The 20,535-nt window shown below is 54.4% G+C and carries 25 protein-coding genes; 2 read left to right on the forward strand and 23 right to left on the reverse strand.

The genetic code is table 11. The features are described from left to right. The first annotated feature begins 13 nt into the window (after nt 1-13). Nucleotides 14-289 (forward strand): TonB-dependent receptor, encoded by a 276-nt coding sequence (locus E3E42_RS01125; RefSeq protein ID WP_167902287.1) that lies wholly within the window; start codon nt 14-16, stop codon nt 287-289. On the opposite strand, the gene E3E42_RS01130 is transcribed toward E3E42_RS01125, so the two are convergent. From E3E42_RS01130 to twy1, 11 genes are all read right to left on the reverse strand, one after another. Then, nucleotides 244-1,002, reverse strand: a complete 759-nt coding sequence (locus tag E3E42_RS01130; RefSeq protein ID WP_167902288.1) for a DUF2101 family protein — start codon at nt 1,000-1,002, stop codon at nt 244-246. The genes E3E42_RS01125 and E3E42_RS01130 overlap by 46 nt on opposite strands. 18 nt (nt 1,003-1,020) lie before the next feature. After that, nucleotides 1,021-2,124 carry a hypothetical protein gene (locus tag E3E42_RS01135; protein WP_167902289.1) on the reverse strand — a complete coding sequence of 368 codons (1,104 nt, stop codon included), beginning with the start codon at nt 2,122-2,124 and terminating at the stop codon, nt 1,021-1,023. After that, nucleotides 2,124-4,655, reverse strand: a complete 2,532-nt coding sequence (locus E3E42_RS01140; RefSeq protein ID WP_167902290.1) for a hypothetical protein — start codon at nt 4,653-4,655, stop codon at nt 2,124-2,126. Before E3E42_RS01140 ends, E3E42_RS01135 begins: the two co-directional genes overlap by 1 nt. Beyond that, on the reverse strand, nt 4,652-6,094 hold the full coding sequence (locus E3E42_RS01145; RefSeq protein ID WP_167902291.1) for a hypothetical protein: 1,443 nt from the start codon (nt 6,092-6,094) through the stop codon (nt 4,652-4,654). The genes E3E42_RS01140 and E3E42_RS01145 overlap by 4 nt, the downstream gene beginning before the upstream one ends. Further along, complete coding sequence (locus E3E42_RS01150) at nt 6,091-6,585, reverse strand: class III signal peptide-containing protein (protein WP_167902292.1); 495 nt, start codon at nt 6,583-6,585, stop codon at nt 6,091-6,093. The genes E3E42_RS01145 and E3E42_RS01150 overlap by 4 nt, the downstream gene beginning before the upstream one ends. Further along, the gene (locus E3E42_RS01155; RefSeq protein ID WP_167902293.1) at nt 6,572-7,021 is read right to left on the reverse strand and encodes a hypothetical protein; all 450 of its coding nucleotides are present in this window, start codon (nt 7,019-7,021) and stop codon (nt 6,572-6,574) included. The genes E3E42_RS01150 and E3E42_RS01155 overlap by 14 nt, the downstream gene beginning before the upstream one ends. Before the next feature lies 1 nt (nt 7,022). Continuing rightward, complete coding sequence (locus E3E42_RS01160; RefSeq protein ID WP_167902294.1) at nt 7,023-7,730, reverse strand: class III signal peptide-containing protein; 708 nt, start codon at nt 7,728-7,730, stop codon at nt 7,023-7,025. Between the two features lie 38 nt (nt 7,731-7,768). Then, nucleotides 7,769-8,398 carry a hypothetical protein gene (locus E3E42_RS01165; protein ID WP_167902295.1) on the reverse strand — a complete coding sequence of 210 codons (630 nt, stop codon included), beginning with the start codon at nt 8,396-8,398 and terminating at the stop codon, nt 7,769-7,771. Beyond that, nucleotides 8,391-9,542 carry a cell division protein FtsZ gene (locus E3E42_RS01170; protein WP_167902296.1) on the reverse strand — a complete coding sequence of 384 codons (1,152 nt, stop codon included), beginning with the start codon at nt 9,540-9,542 and terminating at the stop codon, nt 8,391-8,393. The genes E3E42_RS01165 and E3E42_RS01170 overlap by 8 nt, the downstream gene beginning before the upstream one ends. Nucleotides 9,543-9,549: 7 nt before the next feature. Continuing rightward, entirely contained in the window at nt 9,550-11,793 is a 2,244-nt protein-coding gene (locus E3E42_RS01175) for a hypothetical protein (protein WP_167902297.1), read from the reverse strand. Nucleotides 11,794-11,875: 82 nt separating this feature from the next. Continuing rightward, nucleotides 11,876-12,877 (reverse strand): 4-demethylwyosine synthase TYW1, encoded by a 1,002-nt coding sequence (gene twy1 / locus E3E42_RS01180; RefSeq protein WP_167902298.1) that lies wholly within the window; start codon nt 12,875-12,877, stop codon nt 11,876-11,878. A 164-nt stretch (nt 12,878-13,041) separates the two neighbouring features. On the opposite strand from twy1, the gene E3E42_RS01185 reads away from it, so the two are divergent. Next, the gene (locus E3E42_RS01185) at nt 13,042-13,179 is read left to right on the forward strand and encodes a hypothetical protein (RefSeq protein ID WP_167902299.1); all 138 of its coding nucleotides are present in this window, start codon (nt 13,042-13,044) and stop codon (nt 13,177-13,179) included. Here the strand turns inward: E3E42_RS01185 and E3E42_RS01190 are convergent. The 12 genes from E3E42_RS01190 to E3E42_RS01245 all read right to left on the reverse strand — a co-directional run bounded on the left by E3E42_RS01190 (nt 13,157) and on the right by E3E42_RS01245 (nt 20,510). Beyond that, the gene (locus tag E3E42_RS01190; RefSeq protein ID WP_167902300.1) at nt 13,157-13,747 is read right to left on the reverse strand and encodes a HemK2/MTQ2 family protein methyltransferase; all 591 of its coding nucleotides are present in this window, start codon (nt 13,745-13,747) and stop codon (nt 13,157-13,159) included. The two genes, E3E42_RS01185 and E3E42_RS01190, sit on opposite strands and share 23 nt — an antisense overlap. A gap of 74 nt (nt 13,748-13,821) precedes the next feature. Beyond that, on the reverse strand, nt 13,822-13,995 hold the full coding sequence (locus E3E42_RS01195) for a 30S ribosomal protein S27ae (RefSeq protein WP_014012712.1): 174 nt from the start codon (nt 13,993-13,995) through the stop codon (nt 13,822-13,824). A 10-nt stretch (nt 13,996-14,005) separates the two neighbouring features. Further along, nucleotides 14,006-14,302, reverse strand: coding sequence for a 30S ribosomal protein S24e (locus E3E42_RS01200; RefSeq protein WP_167902301.1), 297 nt, complete (start codon nt 14,300-14,302; stop codon nt 14,006-14,008). After that, nucleotides 14,292-14,822: a GTP-dependent dephospho-CoA kinase gene (locus E3E42_RS01205; RefSeq protein WP_167902302.1), complete on the reverse strand. Its 531-nt coding sequence runs from the start codon at nt 14,820-14,822 to the stop codon at nt 14,292-14,294. The genes E3E42_RS01200 and E3E42_RS01205 overlap by 11 nt, the downstream gene beginning before the upstream one ends. Next, nucleotides 14,822-15,010: a transcription elongation factor subunit Spt4 gene (spt4, locus tag E3E42_RS01210; RefSeq protein ID WP_167902303.1), complete on the reverse strand. Its 189-nt coding sequence runs from the start codon at nt 15,008-15,010 to the stop codon at nt 14,822-14,824. Before spt4 ends, E3E42_RS01205 begins: the two co-directional genes overlap by 1 nt. Then, complete coding sequence (locus tag E3E42_RS01215; protein ID WP_167902304.1) at nt 15,010-15,570, reverse strand: DNA-directed RNA polymerase; 561 nt, start codon at nt 15,568-15,570, stop codon at nt 15,010-15,012. The genes spt4 and E3E42_RS01215 overlap by 1 nt, the downstream gene beginning before the upstream one ends. A gap of 36 nt (nt 15,571-15,606) precedes the next feature. Then, entirely contained in the window at nt 15,607-16,143 is a 537-nt protein-coding gene (locus E3E42_RS01220; protein WP_058938328.1) for an inorganic diphosphatase, read from the reverse strand. 109 nt (nt 16,144-16,252) lie between these two features. Further along, nucleotides 16,253-17,254 carry a DUF5305 family protein gene (locus E3E42_RS01225; protein WP_167902305.1) on the reverse strand — a complete coding sequence of 334 codons (1,002 nt, stop codon included), beginning with the start codon at nt 17,252-17,254 and terminating at the stop codon, nt 16,253-16,255. Nucleotides 17,255-17,260: 6 nt separating this feature from the next. After that, nucleotides 17,261-18,253, reverse strand: a complete 993-nt coding sequence (locus E3E42_RS01230) for a hypothetical protein (RefSeq protein WP_167902306.1) — start codon at nt 18,251-18,253, stop codon at nt 17,261-17,263. 2 nt (nt 18,254-18,255) lie between these two features. Then, nucleotides 18,256-19,320 (reverse strand): signal peptidase I, encoded by a 1,065-nt coding sequence (locus E3E42_RS01235; protein WP_167902307.1) that lies wholly within the window; start codon nt 19,318-19,320, stop codon nt 18,256-18,258. A 45-nt stretch (nt 19,321-19,365) separates the two neighbouring features. Further along, nucleotides 19,366-19,902, reverse strand: a complete 537-nt coding sequence (locus tag E3E42_RS01240; protein ID WP_167902308.1) for a DUF1102 domain-containing protein — start codon at nt 19,900-19,902, stop codon at nt 19,366-19,368. Nucleotides 19,903-19,916: 14 nt separating this feature from the next. Next, nucleotides 19,917-20,510, reverse strand: a complete 594-nt coding sequence (locus E3E42_RS01245) for a DUF1102 domain-containing protein (RefSeq protein ID WP_167902309.1) — start codon at nt 20,508-20,510, stop codon at nt 19,917-19,919. Nucleotides 20,511-20,535: the final 25 nt, after the last annotated feature.

The raw sequence follows: 20,535 nt of genomic DNA on the forward strand, positions 1-20,535 counted from the left end.
TTGTGGTGATAGTGTGGGGCACACTGTGTACTACCGGATCGAGGTCTCGGATTGGGAGGGGTTCCGTGAGTTCATCGCCGGAATCTGCGGGGGGCTTGGGTTGGAGTTGATCCTGGGGGACGAGAGCATCCTGATCATTCCCGGGTGCCGCGGTGTCGAGCCGCTGGAGATCAGAAAAAAAGGCAGGGGATTCGTCAAGACGAACCTCATCGAGCCCTGCCACTCGCTCTACCTTCTCGTCCTTCACTCGGTTTCTTCCTTCGGCTCGGTTGAGCTCTGGGAGGACTGATCGAGGTAGACCTCCAGTATCCTTGAGGGTCTGGCGCTACGGAAGGCCCTGTCCTCAACCAGAACCTTCACCACTCTTCCCGGTTCGGCCTCCGGGACGGCTGGAAGCCAGTAGAGGCCGGGCTTGACGTTCGCCGCTATGTCGTCGTGGATGAATACCCTCACGAGATCGTTTCTGACCTCTTCAACGACGCCGTAGGTGTGGTCCCTTCCGAAGGTCGCCTTGAAGTAGTGGCGGAAGGCGAGAACCACTATGGCTATGGCAGAAACGTAGGCGTAGTGGTGGTAGATTTCTGGAGATGTGAGCCTCAGCAGGGAGTATCCAAGGAAGGCGAGGAAAGAGATGGTGGAGATTCCATAGTAAAAAACCCTGTACGGTTTTTCTTCGATGAGAAAGCTGCCGTGGCGGATGAGGACGTACCTCAGGTAGATGAAATACGGGACGGCCACTGACAGGACGTGGACGGGTTTCCCCCCGAGCAGAATTATCAGGAAGTTCGCGGCCAGGTATGCCATGAAGCAGAGCTGGAGGTGGAGGCTGATGAGTTCGTGGATTGTGAACGTCTTTGCCCTCATTATCCTGGAGGAAAGCGGAAATCTGGGAGGACTTTTTGAGGGAGTCGGAAACGCGAGTTTTCTAATTTTATTCCCCGCTTTTATCACCGCCTCCTCCGCCACTCTCCCTATGTCGTAGAGGGTATCCTCCAGGCTCATTATTTAACCCCCTTTTGCTTATTCACCGAACACAAGCAGCCTCGTTACCGAGTCGAGCTTAAAGCTGGGAACTTCAGTGGATACGGATTCTCCCTGTACATCACACTCTTCACCTTCTAGGGCGCATTTGAGGAAGTAGTAGGAGACGCTCGTATAGTCCGATGGAACGTTAGCGCCAAGGCTTGTGAGGGCCCCGAGCAGGGTCGGATCTATGTTGGAGTCCGGAATCATAAACGTCTCAAGCCCGACCGGCAGTTCAGCGGCGTAACCTAAATCGCTCCGGAACTGTCCTGAGAGGAACACGTAGTAGTTGTGGTTTTTCATACTTCCCTCGAACCTGTCCAGAATCGTGGGGTAGTACATTCCTGCACTGGAGTTGTCCGGGATGCCTATGTAACACCAGTTGAGGGTAAGCTCGTCAATGTCCTCCTCCCGCGTGGCGTTGTAGTAGCCGTAGGTCTCTCCGGGGAACGGTATGCGGCAGGGGGTTATCACCCTGGTGTAGAGGCCGTTCAGCTCCCTTACTATGAATGGGTCCTCAAATCCAACTATGCTCACGACGGAGTATATGTACTGATCCTTTCCCTGGGGCAGGTCTCCTGAGTACATCACGGTGCCGGAGCTATCCGTTATTGTGATGTTCTTCACCTTCACCCTCACCGCCACGTGAAAGGCATCCAGAGGCCCCACGGTAACTTCAATGTGATTCGCGACGAACTCATCCGGACTTGAGGGGGTTATTTCCAGCCCGATCGAGTGGAGATAATCGACGGTGTTTGAGAACCACGTCTTTAGGGTTATGTTCACCATCCCCTCCTGGGGCGAGCCTTCAATGGTGCCATCTATCATGAGGTTCTTCAGCTCGCGGGAAGCGTTGTCCACGAAGTCGTTGTTGATCACGTACTCGGTCAGGGTCAGGTAGGCCCTCTTGAAGCTGAGCTCCACGATGTTCTGAAGGTCATCCTGAATCCCGTTCACGCTGAAGTACTGTCTCTCCACGAGGGTTCTCTGGGACTGGGCGGTTATTATGTAGCTCGACGCCTGCTGGTAGGTGGCCGCCAGAAGGAGCAGCGGTATCGCCAGGAGCAAAACTGTGGCGTTGAGCAGGTAGCCCCTGCGCATCACTCACCCCTCCATATCCTGAGGGACACCTGTATGGCGCCTGCCGTTGCGGGGACGTTCTTCACTCCGATGGCCTTTCCTGCCAGGCCCTTCAGCTCAATGCGTATCGGGTTGTCCGCCGCTCCGGGCATTCTGTCCCTGTCAAGCTCTATCACGTCTTTTGGATAATCCTCCGCTCCGAGGTTCAGGAACAGGCGGTAGATGGCATCGTCAAGGGCGTAGTTCCAGGGGTTCAGATCCCTGGCTTCCAGGGGCATTGGGGTCTCGCTCGGCGGGCAGTTTCCGATGATGACGTTTCCCGAGTAGGTTTCGTCCCCAAGTTTGTAGTGGTAGGTCAGGTTGTAGCCGCAGGCGTTGTTCTGGGCGTAGCGTGTGAAGATTTTTCCATACGGGACGTAGCCCCTCAGGAAGTAGTGGACTATGGCGCGGCTCACCCAGGCCCTGAAGCCATAGTTAGCGTCCTCACTCTCAATTCGGAATGTGTTGGTTGAACCGTTCACCATTATGTTATCCGCCACCTTGGTGTATGCAACGCGTATGAGATACAAATCAAGAGGAAACCTGAGGAACTCACTCTGGTAAGGCCCTTCTTTGAGGATTATGCTCTTTGATAAATCTACCACTCCTGGAGTGTAGCTTATTCCCGTCCAAACGTCGACGTACCACGGGATTGCCTTATCTGGAAGATAGTAGCTGAAGTGCATCTCTGTATCGCTGTCTGAGCTGAGTTCGTGCGTTTCCTCTATCGGTATGGTGAATTTCGTCATCGTGACCCTCGAGGCGTAGGTTATGTTGATGTACGAGTCCGGGTAACCATAGAGAACTCTCCGGCTGTTCCACTCGGAGCGGTAATCCTGGCCGGCGTACCTAACTGACTTGGTTTCGTTGTCGTAGTAGGCATCCAGCATTATCACGAGGTTGAAGTTCCTCTTGCTGAGTTCTTCCAGGGTTGTGTAATTGGTAAGTTCCCCGAGGAGAGTGGCGTTGTCTATGGAGAGCGTCGTGTAGCCGCCGTCGAGGCCGGTCTTCTCGTATATGGGATTCAGGCCCGTCCCGTTGGAATAGTAAATCCTGACCTCGTGAACCCCTTCGACGGTGAGCTTAATGTTTATACCCGTAATGTTGCCCGGGACGAAGAGGGAGTTGAGGTAGTATATCCCGGTCCCCTCGCTCGTTACGTTGTAAAGCCTTACCAGGCCGGGGTCATCGACCTTCGGCGCTGAAGTCCTGTACTTCAGGTTTATCCAGCTGCCGCTTCCGAAACCCACTTCTCTGGCACTATCATACCTCGACACTTCCAGCTCGACAACATTGGTTGGTTTTATCTCATCGACGGGGATTGAAAGTTCGCCTTCGGTGTCACTCCAGACCATGTTGTTGAAGCGTATTTTGTCGAATGTATTCCACACCTTTCGTGTGTAAACGCTTAAAACCCCCTCAATGGGCGTGAGATCCTCCGGAAGCTCAACAGTGAAGTTCACGTCGAGGGTGTTGTCGGGGGAATCAGATCCAGAAGCATAAATGTACCATCCATACTCCCAACTCCACTTCCACGTTATCTCAACATAAACGCCGTCGCTGAGGGAAACATAAACCACATTGCCGTTCTGGTCTTCGTAGTAGACTTCGGTTACTTTGTACAGTTCAGTTGTACTTCCCTGAACATAAGACACGTGAAGATCCAATGTTTTCCAACCATCCGTCAATCTAACCCGTGTTACATGTCCCGAAAAGAAGTTTACCCAATATGAAACACTCCACCCGCTCAGGTCTTCGTCTATATCCACATTTCCCCTGCTGTAGCTTCCAATAATCCTGAAACTCCCAAACTTCACCTTACTGGGGTATCCACTGTAGGTACTGTAGAGTATGCAAAGAGTAGACACGGCTAGAGAACGCCCGTTATATGTTGCATAGGATACGTCCGGTTTTGGATCGGTACAGTATTCCCCTCCGGCCAGAACCCTCTGTATCCCGACGAGCTTCTCCTGGGAGGTTACCATCTTCGTGAGGTACGCCTTCGCCACGTAGCCCCTCGGCGTCTCGTTGGAGATGTATCCGCTGACCATAATGGTTGTGGAGCCAACGTCGCTCGCGTTCTTGTAGGAGTTGTCAAAGGTCAGGTAAGGGCTGGTGTAGTTGTTTATTATGAGCTGGTATTTGTAACCCTTCGCGATGTTGTCCAGGAGGTATTTCATTATGGCCTCGGCCCTCTGCCGGTACTCGGTCGAGTTCAGCGCCCAGTAGGTTGCCACTATCTGGAGCGGAGGCATCTGGGGACTCACGTACGTGAGGTCGAGCGTTCCGTCGTCCATCCAGTCCTCTATGGTTGTTGAGGGGACGAGATTGCTCAGAGGGACCGTTCTGAAGGTTTCCAGCAGGTTCTGGGCCACCTGCTTGTTTTCCCCCCGAATCTGGGTAAGGTACACGCCGGAAGCGTTTTCCGTTACTCCAATTATGCCCACCACTATGACAGTGATCAGCGTCAGGGCGAGGAGGGCATCCAGGGTGAATATAAAGCCCCGTCTCATGGCTCATCCCACACGTGGAGTCTTATTATCGTTGTATCTAGCCTCGGTTTGAGAGCCCATTTTAAATCATGGATGAATTCAATTTTTACATCTTCTTCCCTGTTCCATCCATCAAGAGAATAAAACCACATTCCTATGGTATCGCCGATTTGGGGATCTCCAAAAAGGTCTTTGACAGGTATGGAAATCGAGGTTGTAGTCCCTGAATATAGGACTATTTTTTCGTCCTCGCGAATCAGTACTGCCTTGAGGTTCTCTTCAGGTTTTTCCTTATAAATAAAAAGCCCCCTTGTTTTTGGACCCGAAATTATTACAAATGACATATTCCCCCCACTGTCAGGAACGTTTACCCTAAAGTATGCACTGTCCGGTAGAAAATTTCCAAGAGTTCCATAGACCATTGGTGTCTCGGCTGATGGGGGCGCTGAGAGGTTGTACTCAAGCCTCCCAACTGTTACTATTCTGCGTTCCATATTGATCCACGGAGAATTGTTCATGGAATTACTGATTATGTCCTGATCTTTAAAGATACTCCCATTTATTACTGCCCACCTGTACGTTGGTTCGTCAAGGGTTTCTAAGATTGACGCGAAGGTATACTCTCCCTTAATCTTGGGGGTCTGGTTATCATATGCAGAAACCGTCACGACAACATTTCCTTTTCCTGAGAACTTGAAGGAATACGGACAGCTACCTCCTCCAAAATTAATCTTGAAATTACTGACCTCTTCACCCGTTATATAGATGTCAACCACTGTCCCACTTGGGAGTTCCTTCACGTATTCATAATTGCCCCTCTTTGCAGTTAATGTAACGTCCTGAGCTAGGACAAATTTTACTCGATCCCCTTCTTCAAGGTCTATATTGTTGCCATTTTTTAGCGTGCATATCTCGTTATTGATGTACGTCCTGCCTTCCCTAACTATTTCTACATAGCTGACGGTAAACGCAGTGTTCCCGGGTTCTCCAGAGATTTCAAAGTTTATTCCAGGGGGGTTTCCGTTTGGGTTCGAGAAGGTCATGTTTTCAATGTAGACCCGTGGGAACCTCCCCTCAATGCTTATATTGAAACTTGAGACGAAGGTTTCTATCATGAAATCTTTCCATTCGGCAAGCCTCATGAGTTTTTCTTTAACATCATCTAAGGAGGAGTTAAGCGCCATAAGTTTTTCATAATCAATGGTGTGGGGCTCATCTGGACTCCTCAGTCCGATGACTTGGGCATCCTTGGCATGGATTTCCCAGTCCTCCGGCTCCCCCGGGCTTTTCGTCAGGACGTCGAGCATGTTGTCGGCTATGTTGGCCCTCTCGTACCATCCCACCATCGAGGCTATCTCGCTCCTCAGGCTCTCCGAGGTCGCCGAGACAGTACCGAGTATCATGATTACAAGAACTATTGATATGAGTGCGTCCATAGAAAATAGCTGGCCGCGTCTCACGATACCACCTCCGACGTCTCGCCGACGGTGACGTTGAACTCCACCAGCCTCCCCCCATAGTACAGGTGGCCGCCATCGAGCCGGAATCCCCTCACGTCTTTAAGGTACTCCCTGAAGAATCTCCCGAGGCCCTTGGCTATTTTGGAGTCCCTTGAGGAGTCCGAAGAAAGGTCATGCGTGAATTTTACGGTTATCGTAACTTTCTCATCGCTTTCAGAGGTTACGCCAAGTCCGGCGAACCTGAACCCCACGCTTCCGTATTCTGTGTAATTCTTTATGATATCATTCAACGCCTCGTACTCAGGTTTGTCGCTGATCACCCCTGTCTCGATGTAAACGGCGGCCTGGGCCGCGGCGTCCCTCACCGCCGCCAGCATAACGGAATCCCCGCTCTCCTGGGTGTAGAGCGGGATGATGACAACTACCCCCGCGAGGATTATCCCAACTATGAAGAGCATCTCGACTGAGGTTTGGCCCTTACGGCTTCTCACTAACCCTAACATCCATCCCACCGGCGGTCTCGTTGTACTGGCAGACTATCCAGAGTTCGTTATTTGAGGGGGTGAGGGTGACGGTGCTGTTGGAGATGAGCGGCACGGGAATCCTCTGGACGGTCGTGTATTTCCCCCCGTTGATCTCCGCCTCGACCTTCAGTTCGTTGGATGTCTCGTTCAGCGTGATCTCTAGGTACTCCCCGCTTTTCAGCTCGAAAGGAGGTGTTTTTTTAACCGCGAATCCATCGCCGGCCGCGTAGACCTTAACTATGGTGTCCCTCAGGTCTATGGCAAAGACCTTAACCTTGGTCGAGGTGTCGAGGTTTCTTGCCCCTTCCACCTCGTGGGTTGCGAGGCTTATCAGGCTGACCACGGTCAGCGTCATGAGGGTCACAGCAAAGAGAAGGTCGAGGCTCAGCTGTGCTTCTCTCATCTCACCCACCCGGGTTGATGTTTATCCTCAGCTCCTTGGCCGTTGTGTTGTATGACCACGAGTCGCCTCTGTCGGGGTTCCACTCGACGACGATTTTCAATTCGGAGGGCAAATCCGCTGGCTCCACGATTATACCGTATAGGGTGTACGTGGAGCCGCTTTTGGCCCCGCACTCCTTGGAGAACTGCCCACTGGGATTATCAATGGATATCTGGGAGAATGGAGGGGATGGTATTACCCCCCAGATTGAACTGTTATCGCTGAGCTTTTTTGAGTAGATTGCCGCGCCATGAAACACGTTCTTGTCGTCTCCGGTGGTGAGGGGTTCAAAGGGAGCCGTTTTGTTTGTGATGAACACGTAGGTGCCGGGTCTGCCCGACATGTTGCAGTACGTTATGAACACGGCGGGGTTCTCTACTCCGGATGCCCTCTCAACGTACCCGGCGTTCTTCAGGTAGGTCAGCTTAACGTAGGTCGTCGCCTTTGAGCCCGGCCCCTGGGCATACACCTGGCTTATGGTATTGGAGATGGCGTTCGCCAGGCTCTTCTCCTCGAGGGCAATCTGGATCCGCAGGTTCTCAACCGATGGTGAGCCCTCACTGAAGGAGACGTTCCTCACGGAGTATATCAGGAGGATTGTGAGCAGCCCGAAGATGAACAGGAACTCGAGGGATATCTGGGCCCTCCCGGTGTTGCTTTTCTTGATCATACCTCTCTCCCTCAAATGGTATATCCACGAACATCTATTTAATCGTTACTCTCCGGTTTTCCGACGTTTACAACGGCAAAAAGGCCGGTTCCGAGCCGTTTGGTTTCAACGCCGAAGTAATCCCCGCTGAATATCTTGAACCTGTATCTCTCCGGCTGAAGGGAGTGCTTTTCCACGAGTCCGGCCAGTTCGTCGATGAAGAACTGCGTCAGCTCGTAGTATACCAGGTCGAGCCTCTCGCGGGTGATGTCTCGGACGAAGAGGACAACTGGAAGTGCTGCCAGCCCCGCGATGAAGTACGGCTGCCCCAGGATTGCCGTTGCGGCTGCAGTGAAGGCGATCAGTGCCCCTGTAACGGCGTAGGCTATCTTTTCCCTCTTCCTTGCTTCCTTGATTTCCCTGACCTTTTCCTCCCAGATGTCGAGGAGTGCGGGGTTGTAGAAATCAAAGGCGGTGTGGCGCTTTCCCTTCGCTATCCTCTCCCTGATGAGGTCGTCCCAGTCGTCCCTGTAGTAGATGACCTCCCCGTGGAGCTTCGCCCGCTCGGCATCGAGGGAGGAGATAATCCTGATGATGTCCTCGGCGCTCTCGTGTGCTATGTGGGCGTAGACCTCCTTCTCGTCGAGGTCGAGGGCCACCTCAACGGAGTCTTTTATCGGCTCACTCATACTTCTCCCTCCTGAGCCTCTTGCTTACATCTTCGATGTCGGGGTACTCCCCGTCGGGGATTCCCTTGGCGTACACGTCATCGAAGTCGGGCAGGCCGCGTAAGAGCTCCTTCTTTTTGTTCTCCGCTTCCTCCTTTGCCTCCATGAAGGACTGGGCGTACCGCTTGGCGGTGATGATGATGTCCTCGATGCTCCTGCTCTCGTAGATGCCGCTGAGGAGCGTAACGACCTCGACCTCCCTCTCGCGCGGGTCAGGGTAGAAGCCGCGGAATATCTGCTTGCCCCTTATCTTGTTGGTGAGGTAGTTGAGCGCCTCGAATATGTCGGCGGCCTTCAGGGTCTCCGGCGGCCCGTGAATCGCGACCAGTCCGTACAGCGCGGATTCGATGTTCGCCTCAAGGTACAGGCCCTCGCTCTCGAAGGACCGGGTGATGAGTCTTGAAAGGCTTTTTATCTTGCCCGCGTCCGCCTTGGCGTAGCCGACCGTTGCAAAGCTTCCAAAGGCCTTGAGGACGAACTTCAGGTCGCTCGCGTCGAGGGTCTGTTCGCCTGGAACGTCAACCAGGGCCAAAAGGGACGCTATCCTCTCGACTATCGTGTAATTAATCCTCTCGTAGGCTTTGCTTATGTCGTCGCCCCCTTCCTTGAGCTTGTTGTTGTCTATGGCTATTATCGAGTCCGCTATCTTTGAGAGCTTGTCGATTGTTATCGCGGCGTTGATGGTGGGCCTTATCCCCTCCTCCTTGAGGGGGAGTGCACCGATGGCCACCACCAGGGAGTCAGGGTACTCCTCTTTGAGCGCCTCGGCCAGGACGGGCGTTCCTCCGGCGCCCGTTCCGCCGCCGAAGCCGAAGGTCAGGAAGAATATGTCGACATCCTCGTAGCCGATTATTGAACCTACCTTGCGCATGACGAGGGGCAAATCGCGCTTCATGGCCTCCCTGCCGAGTATCGGGTTCGCGTTGACCCCCTTGCCGCCGGTCAGGCTCTCGCCTATGAGTATCCTCCGCTCATGGGGGACATGCTTGAGGTACTCCAGGTCGCCCCTGGATGTGTTCACAGCGAGCGCCTCAAAATCGACGAGGGAAAAGAGGTCGGCGATTTTAGTCCCGCACTGACCGACCCCTATGATTAGAGCCCTCACTTCTCTATCACCCCGCGTCCAGGAGCTTTATCTCGTTGGGGTCAATGACGCCGTTTCCGTTGGAGTCCTTCGCCTCGAGCACCAGGTATTTTCCGTGGAAGTACTTGAAGAGGCCGGAGGTAAATATGAGCTCCACGGCCCCGCTGCTCTGCTCGTCGAAGAGAACCATCAGCACGTGGCCGTCCTGAGTCCTGCCGGGTATTATGACTATGGTGCTGGCCAGGGGGTATGTTCTGCCGTTTACCGTCACCAGCTGGCCCCTGACCTCGAGGGTCACCTCGCCGTTGTACTTCGAGACGTTGATGTCGTCGGGGGCGGCCAGGAAGATGTGGTTTCCATCCTCCACATTGGAAACCCCTTCCTTCAGATCCACACTCGACCCGAATTCCTCGAGTTGGGGCGCGATGGTCTCGGCGACCGCCCTGTATTCCCCGGCGTAGTGAAGTTCCCACAATCCGCCGCGGAGGGCGGTTATGGTCTCGTAGAGGGTTACTCCCGGCAGGAACTTGACGTCCTTAATGAACTCGAGGGCAAGGGCGGTGTCCACGGTCGTCTTCGTCCCGTTGTGGAGGTTGTCGATGACCCACTTTAGGGCGTCGTCCTTTACGTCGTATCCGAGGGCGTCCAGGACCTCCGCGGCCCGCACGGTGTACTCCATCGAACTCACTCCCGACGAAACCTCTCCCAGCATGTTTTCGCTTCTGCCAAAGTGCCCCCAGGAGCCGTCGTGGAGTCTCTGGGCCATCAGCCAGTCCGAGTGCGGGCCCAGCTTCTCAATATCTGTGATCCCCGTGAGGGACTCCAGAACTGTCACTGTGGTTGGGACGTTCTTTCCGACCATAACACTCAGCAGGTGGTTGAGTATTATGCCCCATCCGTCCGGGGTCACCGACAGGAGCCACTCCCTGGAGGCGTTGATGTCATCCCCCTTCGCGCCGAGCTCCAGCAGCAGGTCAAGACCCATCGCCGTTTCGTACGGCTGGGGTATGGAGAAGTACCCGGCCCACCTGCCAGGAAAGACCTCCAGAGAGCGTGTGAAGTTCAGGAGTTCCTCCTTTTCGTCGTCGCTCAGGTCGCCAAACTCCGCGAGAAGTTTGACTGTGTAGTAGTACTCTTCGGTCACGGTCCCGTGGAGTACCGCATCGTCCTTGGCGGCGGTCAGGTGTTCCCGCGCCCATTTTATGGCCAGATCAACACTTTCCGGCACGGGGGTGCATGTCTTCAGCGCCCGAACCGCGTAGTAGGTTGCCTTTGCTGATCCGTGGGTCCCGGTGTAGATTCCCCAGCTTCCGTCGGAGTTCTGGCTTTCGGCCAGCGCTGAACACAGCTCCCCCTTGGGGTTGGTGAAGTTTCCTGAGAGCCTGTCGGCCACGCTTGAGAACGCCATAACCGCGTAGGCGGTGGGGATGATGGAGTCCGTGTCATGGAATGGTCCCTCACTGCTGATTAGATAATACGTCCCGTTGTGGTTGCCGAGCAGTTCGAGAACCGTCAGCGCCTGGACGGTGTCAAAACTCAGCGGTTCGTAGAGAACCAGGGCGTAGGTGAGCATGGCCCTCTCCCTTTCGTTGAGTCCGTCAGAGGACAGGAGTTCCTTGCACCTCTCCAAATCCGCAGTCACGTTTCCGTAACCAACGGCTTTAAACGCTATGAGCCTGAGAGCCAGGTAGTCCGGCCTCAAATCCCCGGCCCTCTCCAGGTATTCGGCCCCGGCTTCAACCGCGATGCTGTTCTCGGGCGTTAAACCGATGTTCCCGAGTGCCCAGAGCGAGAGTGCGGTCGGGTAGAACTCCGTGGGGGAGTCCGCCAGATACCCCCATCCCTCCCCATTAAACGCTGTTAGAAGATACGTCCTGCCATCCCGTATTGCTATTTCAATGTCGTTTTCGCTGATTCCGGTATAGTATTCCTCCATAAGCTCTCTAACGGCTCCAAGGGCAATCAGAACAGTCGCAGTGTCCTGGGGAGTGCTCACCTCGCCCCGGTAGTGGCCCCAGCCCCCATCCGGGTTCTGAATCTGGAGAAGCTCCTTCGTGACGTTCGCTACGACGGAGAGCGCGTCTGTACTGTTCTGGGCCTTTCCGACGGTGGAAACGAGGGCAGTTAAAAGCAGGGCTTTTTCGGGGACTTCGTTTGTGTCCGTCACGGTGTATGTGATGAATCCAAGGGACTCATCTATTACACTTGCCGCACTGGCATAAGGGAGCACAAAGAGCATGAACAGAATTACGGCAGTTAACGTCCTCCTCATTCCCGTACACCTCTAACTATCCCCTAGGGGATGAAAATAAATAAACTTTTTCCATATCCCGGGGAATAAAAAGGAACGGAGGTCAGTGTTTTATGAATCTGCCGCCGATTCCGGTTCCGTGGGAATCGACGTCGTCGCGCATTATGAGCACGACCCTGCTCGGCTCGTACTCGTCCTCGATGTGGTAGCCCGGGAGGTGCTTGACGAGTTCCTCGGCGAAGGCCCTGATCTCCTCGTGCCTCGGCATGTTGTTGATGGTCAGCCTGTTGCGCGAGAAGCCGACGAACATGTAAGCTTTTGCCTCAACGAACATCGGGTTGGCGAGCTTAATCAGCTCCGCGTAGCCCTCTGGGTTGTGCATGTTCTCGTCCTTGACGAGGGTCAGCCTTATCACCGTCCTGGTCTGGGCGTCCTTCATGAGCCCCAGCGTCTCCTTTATCTTCTCCCAACCGTCGGGAATCATCGGGACGTTAACGCGGTTGTAGGTCTCAATGTCCGGGGCGGTGAGGGAGACGTAGAGCTGGCTCGGCAGCTTGTCCTCGTTCTTCATCTCCTCGAGCCTCTCCGGAACCGTTCCGTTGGTGACTATGAAGGTGGTGAATCCCCGCTTGTGGAACTCCTCCACCAGGTCGCCCATGTATGGGTAGAGCATCGGCTCACCGGAGAGGCTTATGGCGGCGTGCTTGGGGTTCCATGCCTCCTCGAACTTCTTCATGTTTATGCCTGGCATGCCCTTGTAGCCGACGAGGAGCTTTCTCTGGGCATTAATGCTTTCCTCAACGATGAAGGCCGGGTCGTCCCACGGCTCCGGGAGCTCCGTGCCGAGGAAGCCCTCCATCGGGCGCCAGCAGAATATGCAGTTGTGGGTGCACCATGCCGTAACCGGCGTCATCTGCAGGCAGCGGTGGGAGTGTATGTTGTAGAACTTCTGCTTGTAGCAGAAGCGGTCGTGCTTTATGCTCTCCTTGAGCCAGTGGCAGAGCTTCACCGAGCTGTGCCTGCCCACGAGCGCGTAGTGCTGCTTCCTGAAGAGGCTCGCTATCTCCTCCGGCATGTTCGGGTTGGACTTGAACGTTAACGCCATTAGCCTCACCTAATTCCTCTCTCCGGGTTGGCTTTGAACGAGCCTTTTAAAAAGGTGATGGGTCGGGTGTGTGGAGGATGCCGTTTCGCTGGGAATATTTTATTGTCGAAAAATATTTCGTCAATATGCGAAAACTTTAAAAGCGATCCGTTGATTCTACCTCCATGTTTGGAAACATAAAACCGCGCCAGGAGATTAAGGCAAGGGAGATTGAAATGGAGTTCTTCGAGGAGGACGGGGGCTTCCCGGAGAGGCCAAAGGTGAAGCTCCTCTTTGAGATCAAACGTCACCGCCTTGCATAGTGGCGTTTATCAACAGTATATCCTCAAAAAAGACGTGCACCCTAGCGGCTATTTTTCCCATCAAACCAACTTCCTCCAGCCTTCTCAGCGTTTCTTCCACCCCGGTTATCGAGCTCTGGACTATCTGGACGGTTCCGCCGGGTTTGAGATGTCCTGGAACCTCCCGAATGAACCGGTCGAGGACCTCCCTGCCGCCCTCGCCGCCAACCAGCGCCAGGTCTATCGGCTCCTCCGGCTCGCCGGGCAGGTAGGGGGCGTTGAAGGTTATCACGTCGAACTTCCCGTCAACCCTCTCAAACAGGTCGCTCACGCGAAACTCGACGTTTTTGATGCCGTTTATCCTCGCGTTCTCTCCCGCCAGCTCAACGGCCAGCGGATTGATGTCCACTCCCAGAACAAAGCGGGCTTTTCTCGCCATCAGGAGTGCTATAAGCCCCGTGCCTGTTCCAACGTCGAGGGCCCGGTCGCCCTCCCTAACCGCGAGGTTCTCCGCCAGAAGGAACGTGTCCTCCGCCGGCTCGTAGACCTGGGGGTGGAGCTTGAGCTCGATGCCGTAGTAGGCGGGCATGGTACCATCTGCCGCAACGTCTTTTTGAGGTTAACCCTTAAGGGGATGTAGAAAAGCCTGAGAAAGGAGAGGAATCACTTCCTCTTCCACTCGGTGTAGCCGCAGCGGCCGCAGCTCCAGCGGTCCTTGTGCTCGGCCATGAAGACGCCCGGACCGCAGCGCGGGCAGAACTTGCCCTTCCTCTTGACCTTTCCGCCCTGAACCTCGTAGAGCTTCCACTTCTGGCTGGTCTTCTTGCCCTTAGCCATCTAAACCACCTCACTCCTCCTCCTTCTGAATGAGGCCGTCCCTAACGAGGATGTATTCCGGCTCGATGTAGAGCATCCTCTCCTTGCTCTCGTAGGCCTTGGCGTAGCCCCTGCTGACGCGGCTGCCGAAGTAGCTCCTTATGTACTGGAGAACCACGGTCTCGGGGTTGAGGTCGAGCATGGCAACGAGCTTGCCCTTGACGTCGGCCCTGCTCGGGGTGGCCTCTCCCTCGTGGATGACATCGAAGTATATCTCCTTCCTTCCGAGGAGCTTGTTCTCCCTTATCTCGGTAACCTTAATCTCCATCGTGAATCACCTCCATCTTGGACATGAGCTTTCCACACTTGAGCTTGCATTCGGGGGTTACCTTTATAAGCACTACTCCCTCGTCCGGCTGGCCGTAGAGCACGAGGGTGCCCTCGGGGGCGTAGAGCACGGCGGGAATCGCCGCCAGGTCCTCCTCTCCGTACACCTTTATGTAAACACGCCTGCCCCTCGCGGCCAGTCCAAAGCCCTTTCTGATTGCGTTTAATAAAGCTTTCGTTATGGTTCCGGCCGGGTTCTGGACGGTCATCACGACCGCGCCTGGGTCTACGGAGGGATTGTAGGCTTTCCTCTTCGTCTTGTGGTCGTATATCGCCAGACTTGGCGATATACCAAGCTTGATGACGTTCTCGGTCACCACGTCGCCGACGGTGACGACGCGCCTGGCCCTCTCAAGCTCTCCCCTAATCCTGATGTACGGCTCGGGGATCTCCCCCCGGACGAGCTCTCCGAGGGGGTCTTTGAGCTCCCTTCTGAGCTCGGGGGTGAGTACGAACCTCATCATCTGACCCTTATGGCGTACTTTCCTGGGACCTCAACGCCCAGCTTCTGCGCTATCATCGACTTCTCGGGCTCGGTGATTATGACGAGGTCGAACCACTCGTCGCTGAGGTCCCTGCTGCCGCAGACCGGGCAGCGCTCCTCCGTGGTTATGTAGTGGCAGTGCCTGCAGGCGCGCTCCTTCGCCATTACTCCTCAGCCTCCCTGCGCTTTTCCTTTTCCACCCAGTCCCTCTTTCCGAGGCCCGGCTGGCGCATGGTGAGGCCTATCTTGTTCTCCCTGATAACGCGGCTCTTGACGCTTATGGCTATTATCCTCGCCCTCGCCTCGTCGCCGAGCTTGAGGATCCTGTTGGTCTCCTTACCGATGAACTGCTTGTTCTTCTCGTCGAAGACGACGTAGTCGTCCATGAGCTGGCTGATGTGGACGAGGCCGTCCATCGGGCCTATCCTGATGAAGGCACCGTACGGGGCGACGTCTATGACCTCGCCCTCCACGACCTCGTGCATCTCGGGCTTCCAGACGAGGACGTTGAAGACGACCTCGTGGTAGGTTGCCCCGTCACCGGGGACGATAACCCCCTGCCCGATGTCCTCAACGTCCATGACCGCCAGAACAACGCCCTCGTCGCGGTCGTAGATCCCTTCGTAGGCCTCACGAAGGACTATCTTGGCGGCCTCCTTGGGCTCCATGGTGAACATCCGGGGTGGAATCCTAACGACGTCCTTAATCTTGAGGAGCTTGTACATGCCTTAACCTCCTTGAGGGAATAAGGGGAAAAGAAATCACTCCTTCTTGCCGAACTTCTCCTTGTAGAGCTCGATGGCGCGGAGGATCTCCCTCTTGGCCTCCTCGGCGTTGCCCCAGCCCTCTATCTGGGTGACCTTGCCCTGAAGCTCCTTATAGCGCTGGAAGAAGTGGGCAACCTCATCGAGGAAGGCCTTCGGGACGTCGTCTATGTCCTTCCAGTCGTCGAAGTACGGGTCCTCAACGGGGACGGCGAGGACCTTCCAGTCCTTGTCGCCGCTGTCCTCCATCTTCATTATGCCTATCGGTCTCGCCTCTATGAGGGTGAGCGGGTAAACCGGCTCGCGCATGATGACCATGATGTCGAAGGGATCACCGTCGTCGTACCAGGTCTGCGGGATTATTCCGTAGTCCACCGGGTAGAAGAACGGGCTGTAGAGCACTCTATCGAGCTTTATAAGGCCTGTCTTCTTGTCGAGCTCGTACTTGTTCCTGCTTCCCTTCGGGATCTCTATGAGAGCGTAAACGACCTCTGGAACCTCCGGTCCGGGCTCAAGCTCGTGGAACGGGTTCATCTCTAACCACCTCTTACCTCTTTAAGAACTTCTAGCTTAGGCTTTCGAATAGGGCTTTTAAAGTTGTTGGTTAAGGAAATTGGAAAAAAGCGGGAGAAGAGGAAAGGCCTCAGTGGGCCTCCTTCCCTTCCCCTGGCAGGGGCTTCCTGTACTCGTAGATTATATCGCCATCTATGATTGCGTAAACGTCCTGGTTTTCCATGCGGTAGTGCACTATGGGCTTGTCCACGAGGTCGAACACCCGCTCTAAGTCTTTCACAGAGTCGAGATCCACCGGGTCAACGCTCCCCACTTCGCTCGGTTTGCCCTCAACTATAAACTTCCGGAGGTTCTTCAGCTCGTCCGGCTTCCGTTCCCATTTTGTGTATGCGAACCCTATGGGGGGGATGAGAAAGAGGGCCGCCATCAGGGGAAAGGTACTCCTGGCCGATGAGACAGGAACCTCTCTTCCAGCGAAGTTAACGGTGTTGGTCGTTGTGTTTACGTACCGGACGACCTTTTTGTTTTCCTTTTCGACCCCATCGAGCTTTATCAGTCCCGATACGTCCCGCACTACCTGGATTTTTTGCGTGAACTTTGTTCCGTCATCATTTTCCACTCTGACCGTGAGGTACACATCAACTTGAGCGCGGTGGAGTCCAGTTCCCTCCCGTACTACCATGAGATCCTCCTCGATTCTGCTCATGTTTATGAGTACCGGCACCGAGAATCTCCCGGTGAAGCTGCCTTTTTCGAGAGTTTCCGTTGTGTTCAGCAGGTTTATCCTGTTTTTGCCGGAGGTAACGTAGTACTCCCTGCTCATGGTCACGCTGTATATTCCTTTCTTTTCTGGCATTACCGCGTACGTGTACCTGCCGGCTATCGCGGAAGTTATCTCTGCGGGATAGTACTCCAAGCTGGTTCCGTCTTGATACACGGTTTCATTCGTAAAGAATCCCAAATGGGAGAGCCATCCCTTCTCGGAGTAGAGGGTTTCGTAAGTTGCCTCGGTAGTGGTTGGGTCCGTTGAATACGCCATTACGCTGTACACCCCAAACACTCCCGCCAGCATGAGAGAAACCGCGATGGCACCGAGTATGACTTTTCCCCTTTCAATCTTTTTCATATTCATAATCCTTCACCCCTCCTCAAAGGCCTCGACGGTTATCCCGTTGCTTCTTTCGATGCAGGTCGGGCAATGGGAGTTGTGATGGTTGCAACCGTCGTGGTGATGGCATCCGCAGGATTCCCATTCCCTCCAGTCATGGTTCTCGCAGCAGTCCCCAGTGGCCGGCATCTCCATGAGACATGCCCCGTAGTTCAGGGTGTACTCTCCCGGTTCTATCGTCGAGTAGAAGTATCCCGTGCAAGGGGAGCACAGCATCAGGTTGCTCACGTGTATCCTCATAGTCACGGTTTCTCCCCTCGTCACGTTGACCGCCCATAGAATCACCCCGGTGGCTCTGTGGTGTGTCCAGTCGTATAACTGTCCATCGGAGACCTCGACCTCATCTATGCTGAAGAACGCCGGGTTTACAAAGTCGAATATTAGGAACTCGCCATCTTCACCGTTGTTTCTGAAACTGAGCTCCATGACCCACTCCTGGGGAGTGTTCACTGGAAAGCTCTCATTGCCGCTTATGAGTCGCTTTGTGAGGATAAACTCCCTGGACGAGATATGTACCAGTATTGAACACGCCTCGATCCTGGCACTTCCCCCATCCCACTCCGCATAGATAGTCAGAGGAATCTCATAGGTTCCCTCTTCCGCGTATTCATCGCTCTCAATTCTGGCCTCGAAATCCGCGGACTCTCCGGGTTCCAGGCTTCTAATACTCCCGTTTACCTCTCCCGAAATCCCCTCCGGGAGTTCCGAGAAATCTGCCTCGATATGGACGTTTATCTCTCTGTCCATTAGGTTCTGGGCAGTCACCGCGATGAACTCGACGCCCTCCCCTGCCTCAAGGTCCACCTGGCTGCCTAAACAGCGATATGCCACGTAGGAATTCTCTCCACTGACGATTCCAACCGTTGTTGGTCTTTCGGCGATGTACGCTCTGAAATTTCCGCTTGAGCCCACTATGAGCAGAGCCCCCAATAAAAAGGTGACCAGAAGTAACAACGTCCTCATGCTTAACCATCTCCCATTACTTTGCTTAGAAGGCTTCTACGCCTAGTTCTGATTCTAATGACGTCCTCGTTCCCTACGTTTGCAAGGTAGTAGAAAACCAGGAGTATTCCGGTTATTTCGAGCGCGTACGCCGCTAATGGAAGGTACTGACTGACGCGATAGAGTCTCCCGACGAGCCATCCGGGGAGGATTGCCGGGTACGAATACACTGCTATTTCCTCGCGGTACACCCTTGTGTCGGTAGGCACTGAGACACTGAGTTTAATCTCGTGGAGGGAATTCCCTTGGAGCCTGAACGAGTCTTCGTTCAACAGAACCACGTTGTCGCCCTTCGGGACTATGAAGTAATGGAACGGATAGAGTGCCTTGTTCTCCACGCTCAGATTCCTCTCAAATGTGCTCCCCGGGAGGTACCATCCCTCCCTTTGACCCCCCGCAAGGGTTGAGGAGTACGTAAATGCCAGGGTACCCCACGACGCGACAGTCACGAACATGAAACCCATCACTATCAGGACGGATACCATTGCGTAGAGGGTTTTCATTTTGATTTTAACGACTCTCTTTTTCTTTCCCCCCCGCTTCTTTTCTCCCCCCTTGAACGTTAGGAAGGAGCCGAGAATTATTAGCACCACAACTACGTAGACGTTCGTCATTCTTTTTCTGGCGGATTCTATAAAACTGCCACCGCCCCTGATTACCAGAGGAGTCCCCCTGACCGTGATGACCTTCCCAACGATGTCCCCTTTTTCAACGGCCGGGTATATGTCATCCTGCTGATCCGTGGCAACGTTGTGGTCACCCTTGGTTATGTATCCCTCGTCAGTGACGGCAAACACCCTGTGAACGGTCCAACCGTCCCTTCTGTTGAACACGATTATATCGCCAACATCGGCGGTTTTTGAGAGGGGGTTGATGAAGAAGAGGTCGCCCCGGTTTATCGTTGGGGTCATGCTCTCGGAGTATGCGTAGGATACAAAAACCGGCCTGTTCAAGAAAAAGCCAACTATGGAACCGATGAGAAAGGTTAAGATGATAACGGTCAGCGTGAGTTCTATTAGCCTCTTCATACTAACACCCTCTAAACAAAAGGGGGGAAACCCCAGAGAAGGAAATCACTGCTGGCATGCTCCAGCCACGGCCTCTATACTCATCTGGAACTGGTACTGGCCGAGGGTTGAGTTGGTGTTGTCGAATATCATCCCTATCGGGACTGGGTCTCCGTGCTCGACGGTAAAGTGGATGTTGTTGTCGGGCCCAGCTATGGGTGCGTCGTAGGTTCCGGCAAAGATGAGCACGTCGTCGTGCTGGGTCTTTATGGTGACGCATATCGGGTAGCTCGTTTCGTTGTTCTCCCAGAGCTCGTTGCTTACGTGGAACATCTCCTCAAAGACGTACGTGGTGTTGGGGCTCATTCCTGTACCGCCGCCTTGCGGGTAGTTCGGGTTGTACTGGCTTATGTCCACGTAGAGCTTTCCAGCGTCGTAGGTAACGTAGGGCTGGAGTGCGGTCAAATCAATCAGCTCGTTGTCGTCAGAGACGACATCGAACGAAGCAGTCCTGTCGGCCGAGTAGTAACGGAAGTTTGCCCCGGCGCCGACGGCCAGGAGCATTCCGATCATCAATACAGCCAATCCAAATAGTTTGTTCATCTTTCACGCCTCCCTCACTGACCGCACTTTCCAACGAGCTCCGCCGGCTCGGTGCCAAGCCTGTAGGCCTGGATGTGTATCGTGCTGCTCTCTGTGTCACCTGGGGCTGAGTTGCCCACCGTGAAGTCCATGCCGACCTTTACGGCATCCCCCGAGCCTACAACGAAGCAGACGTCGTTCTTTGCCATGTCGCTGGCGTAGACAATTGCTCCAGTCTGGGCGTCATGGATGTCGTGGTCTGCGCCGTAGAACTGTATCGCCGTGTTGGCGTTGGTTATCCTGACGACTATCGTCATGTTGTCCTCCCAGAGGTCGTTGCTTACCTCAAAGACCTCGTCGAAGTTGTACTCCGAGTTCGGGCTGAGGCCCTGGCCGTAGCCGGGGTAGTTCGGGTTGTCCGGGCTGATGTCAACGACGAGAACGCCACCGTCGTTTATGTAAGCGTAGGGCTGGATGGGCGTCAGGTCAATGAGTTCATTATCATCGCTAACGATGTCCCAATGGACACTCCTGTCAGCGTTGTAGTCCCTGAAGTTGGCGCCAGCTCCCAGTACGAGACCGAAGGCCACCATCAGGCCAAAAATTCCAAGGGCAATATTCTTTCTCAATTTTTTCGCCTCCTAATATGGAGGC

Origin of the sequence: Thermococcus sp. JdF3, assembly GCF_012027495.1 — an archaeon.
In the GTDB taxonomy this organism is placed as follows: Archaea; Methanobacteriota_B; Thermococci; order Thermococcales; family Thermococcaceae; genus Thermococcus.

Excerpts from the sequence above, each read along its gene's own strand:
- E3E42_RS01155 (WP_167902293.1), bottom strand. The coding sequence starts at position 7,021 with ATGAGAGAAGCACAGCTGAGCCTCGACCTTCTCTTTGCTGTGACCCTC.
- E3E42_RS01160 (WP_167902294.1), bottom strand. The coding sequence starts at position 7,730 with ATGATCAAGAAAAGCAACACCGGGAGGGCCCAGATATCCCTCGAGTTC.
- E3E42_RS01220 (WP_058938328.1), bottom strand. The coding sequence starts at position 16,143 with ATGAACCCGTTCCACGAGCTTGAGCCCGGACCGGAGGTTCCAGAGGTC.
- E3E42_RS01140 (WP_167902290.1), bottom strand. The coding sequence starts at position 4,655 with ATGAGACGGGGCTTTATATTCACCCTGGATGCCCTCCTCGCCCTGACG.
- E3E42_RS01235 (WP_167902307.1), bottom strand. The coding sequence starts at position 19,320 with ATGAAGAGGCTAATAGAACTCACGCTGACCGTTATCATCTTAACCTTT.
- E3E42_RS01165 (WP_167902295.1), bottom strand. The coding sequence starts at position 8,398 with ATGAGTGAGCCGATAAAAGACTCCGTTGAGGTGGCCCTCGACCTCGAC.
- E3E42_RS01195 (WP_014012712.1), bottom strand. The coding sequence starts at position 13,995 with ATGGCTAAGGGCAAGAAGACCAGCCAGAAGTGGAAGCTCTACGAGGTT.
- spt4 (WP_167902303.1), bottom strand. The coding sequence starts at position 15,010 with ATGGCGAAGGAGCGCGCCTGCAGGCACTGCCACTACATAACCACGGAG.
- E3E42_RS01240 (WP_167902308.1), bottom strand. The coding sequence starts at position 19,902 with ATGAACAAACTATTTGGATTGGCTGTATTGATGATCGGAATGCTCCTG.
- E3E42_RS01135 (WP_167902289.1), bottom strand. The coding sequence starts at position 2,124 with ATGCGCAGGGGCTACCTGCTCAACGCCACAGTTTTGCTCCTGGCGATA.
- E3E42_RS01205 (WP_167902302.1), bottom strand. The coding sequence starts at position 14,822 with ATGAGGTTCGTACTCACCCCCGAGCTCAGAAGGGAGCTCAAAGACCCC.
- E3E42_RS01130 (WP_167902288.1), bottom strand. The coding sequence starts at position 1,002 with ATGAGCCTGGAGGATACCCTCTACGACATAGGGAGAGTGGCGGAGGAG.
- E3E42_RS01230 (WP_167902306.1), bottom strand. The coding sequence starts at position 18,253 with ATGAGGACGTTGTTACTTCTGGTCACCTTTTTATTGGGGGCTCTGCTC.
- E3E42_RS01225 (WP_167902305.1), bottom strand. The coding sequence starts at position 17,254 with ATGAATATGAAAAAGATTGAAAGGGGAAAAGTCATACTCGGTGCCATC.
- twy1 (WP_167902298.1), bottom strand. The coding sequence starts at position 12,877 with ATGGCGTTAACGTTCAAGTCCAACCCGAACATGCCGGAGGAGATAGCG.
- E3E42_RS01200 (WP_167902301.1), bottom strand. The coding sequence starts at position 14,302 with ATGGAGATTAAGGTTACCGAGATAAGGGAGAACAAGCTCCTCGGAAGG.
- E3E42_RS01185 (WP_167902299.1), top strand. The coding sequence starts at position 13,042 with ATGTTTGGAAACATAAAACCGCGCCAGGAGATTAAGGCAAGGGAGATT.
- E3E42_RS01175 (WP_167902297.1), bottom strand. The coding sequence starts at position 11,793 with ATGAGGAGGACGTTAACTGCCGTAATTCTGTTCATGCTCTTTGTGCTC.
- E3E42_RS01215 (WP_167902304.1), bottom strand. The coding sequence starts at position 15,570 with ATGTACAAGCTCCTCAAGATTAAGGACGTCGTTAGGATTCCACCCCGG.
- E3E42_RS01190 (WP_167902300.1), bottom strand. The coding sequence starts at position 13,747 with ATGCCCGCCTACTACGGCATCGAGCTCAAGCTCCACCCCCAGGTCTAC.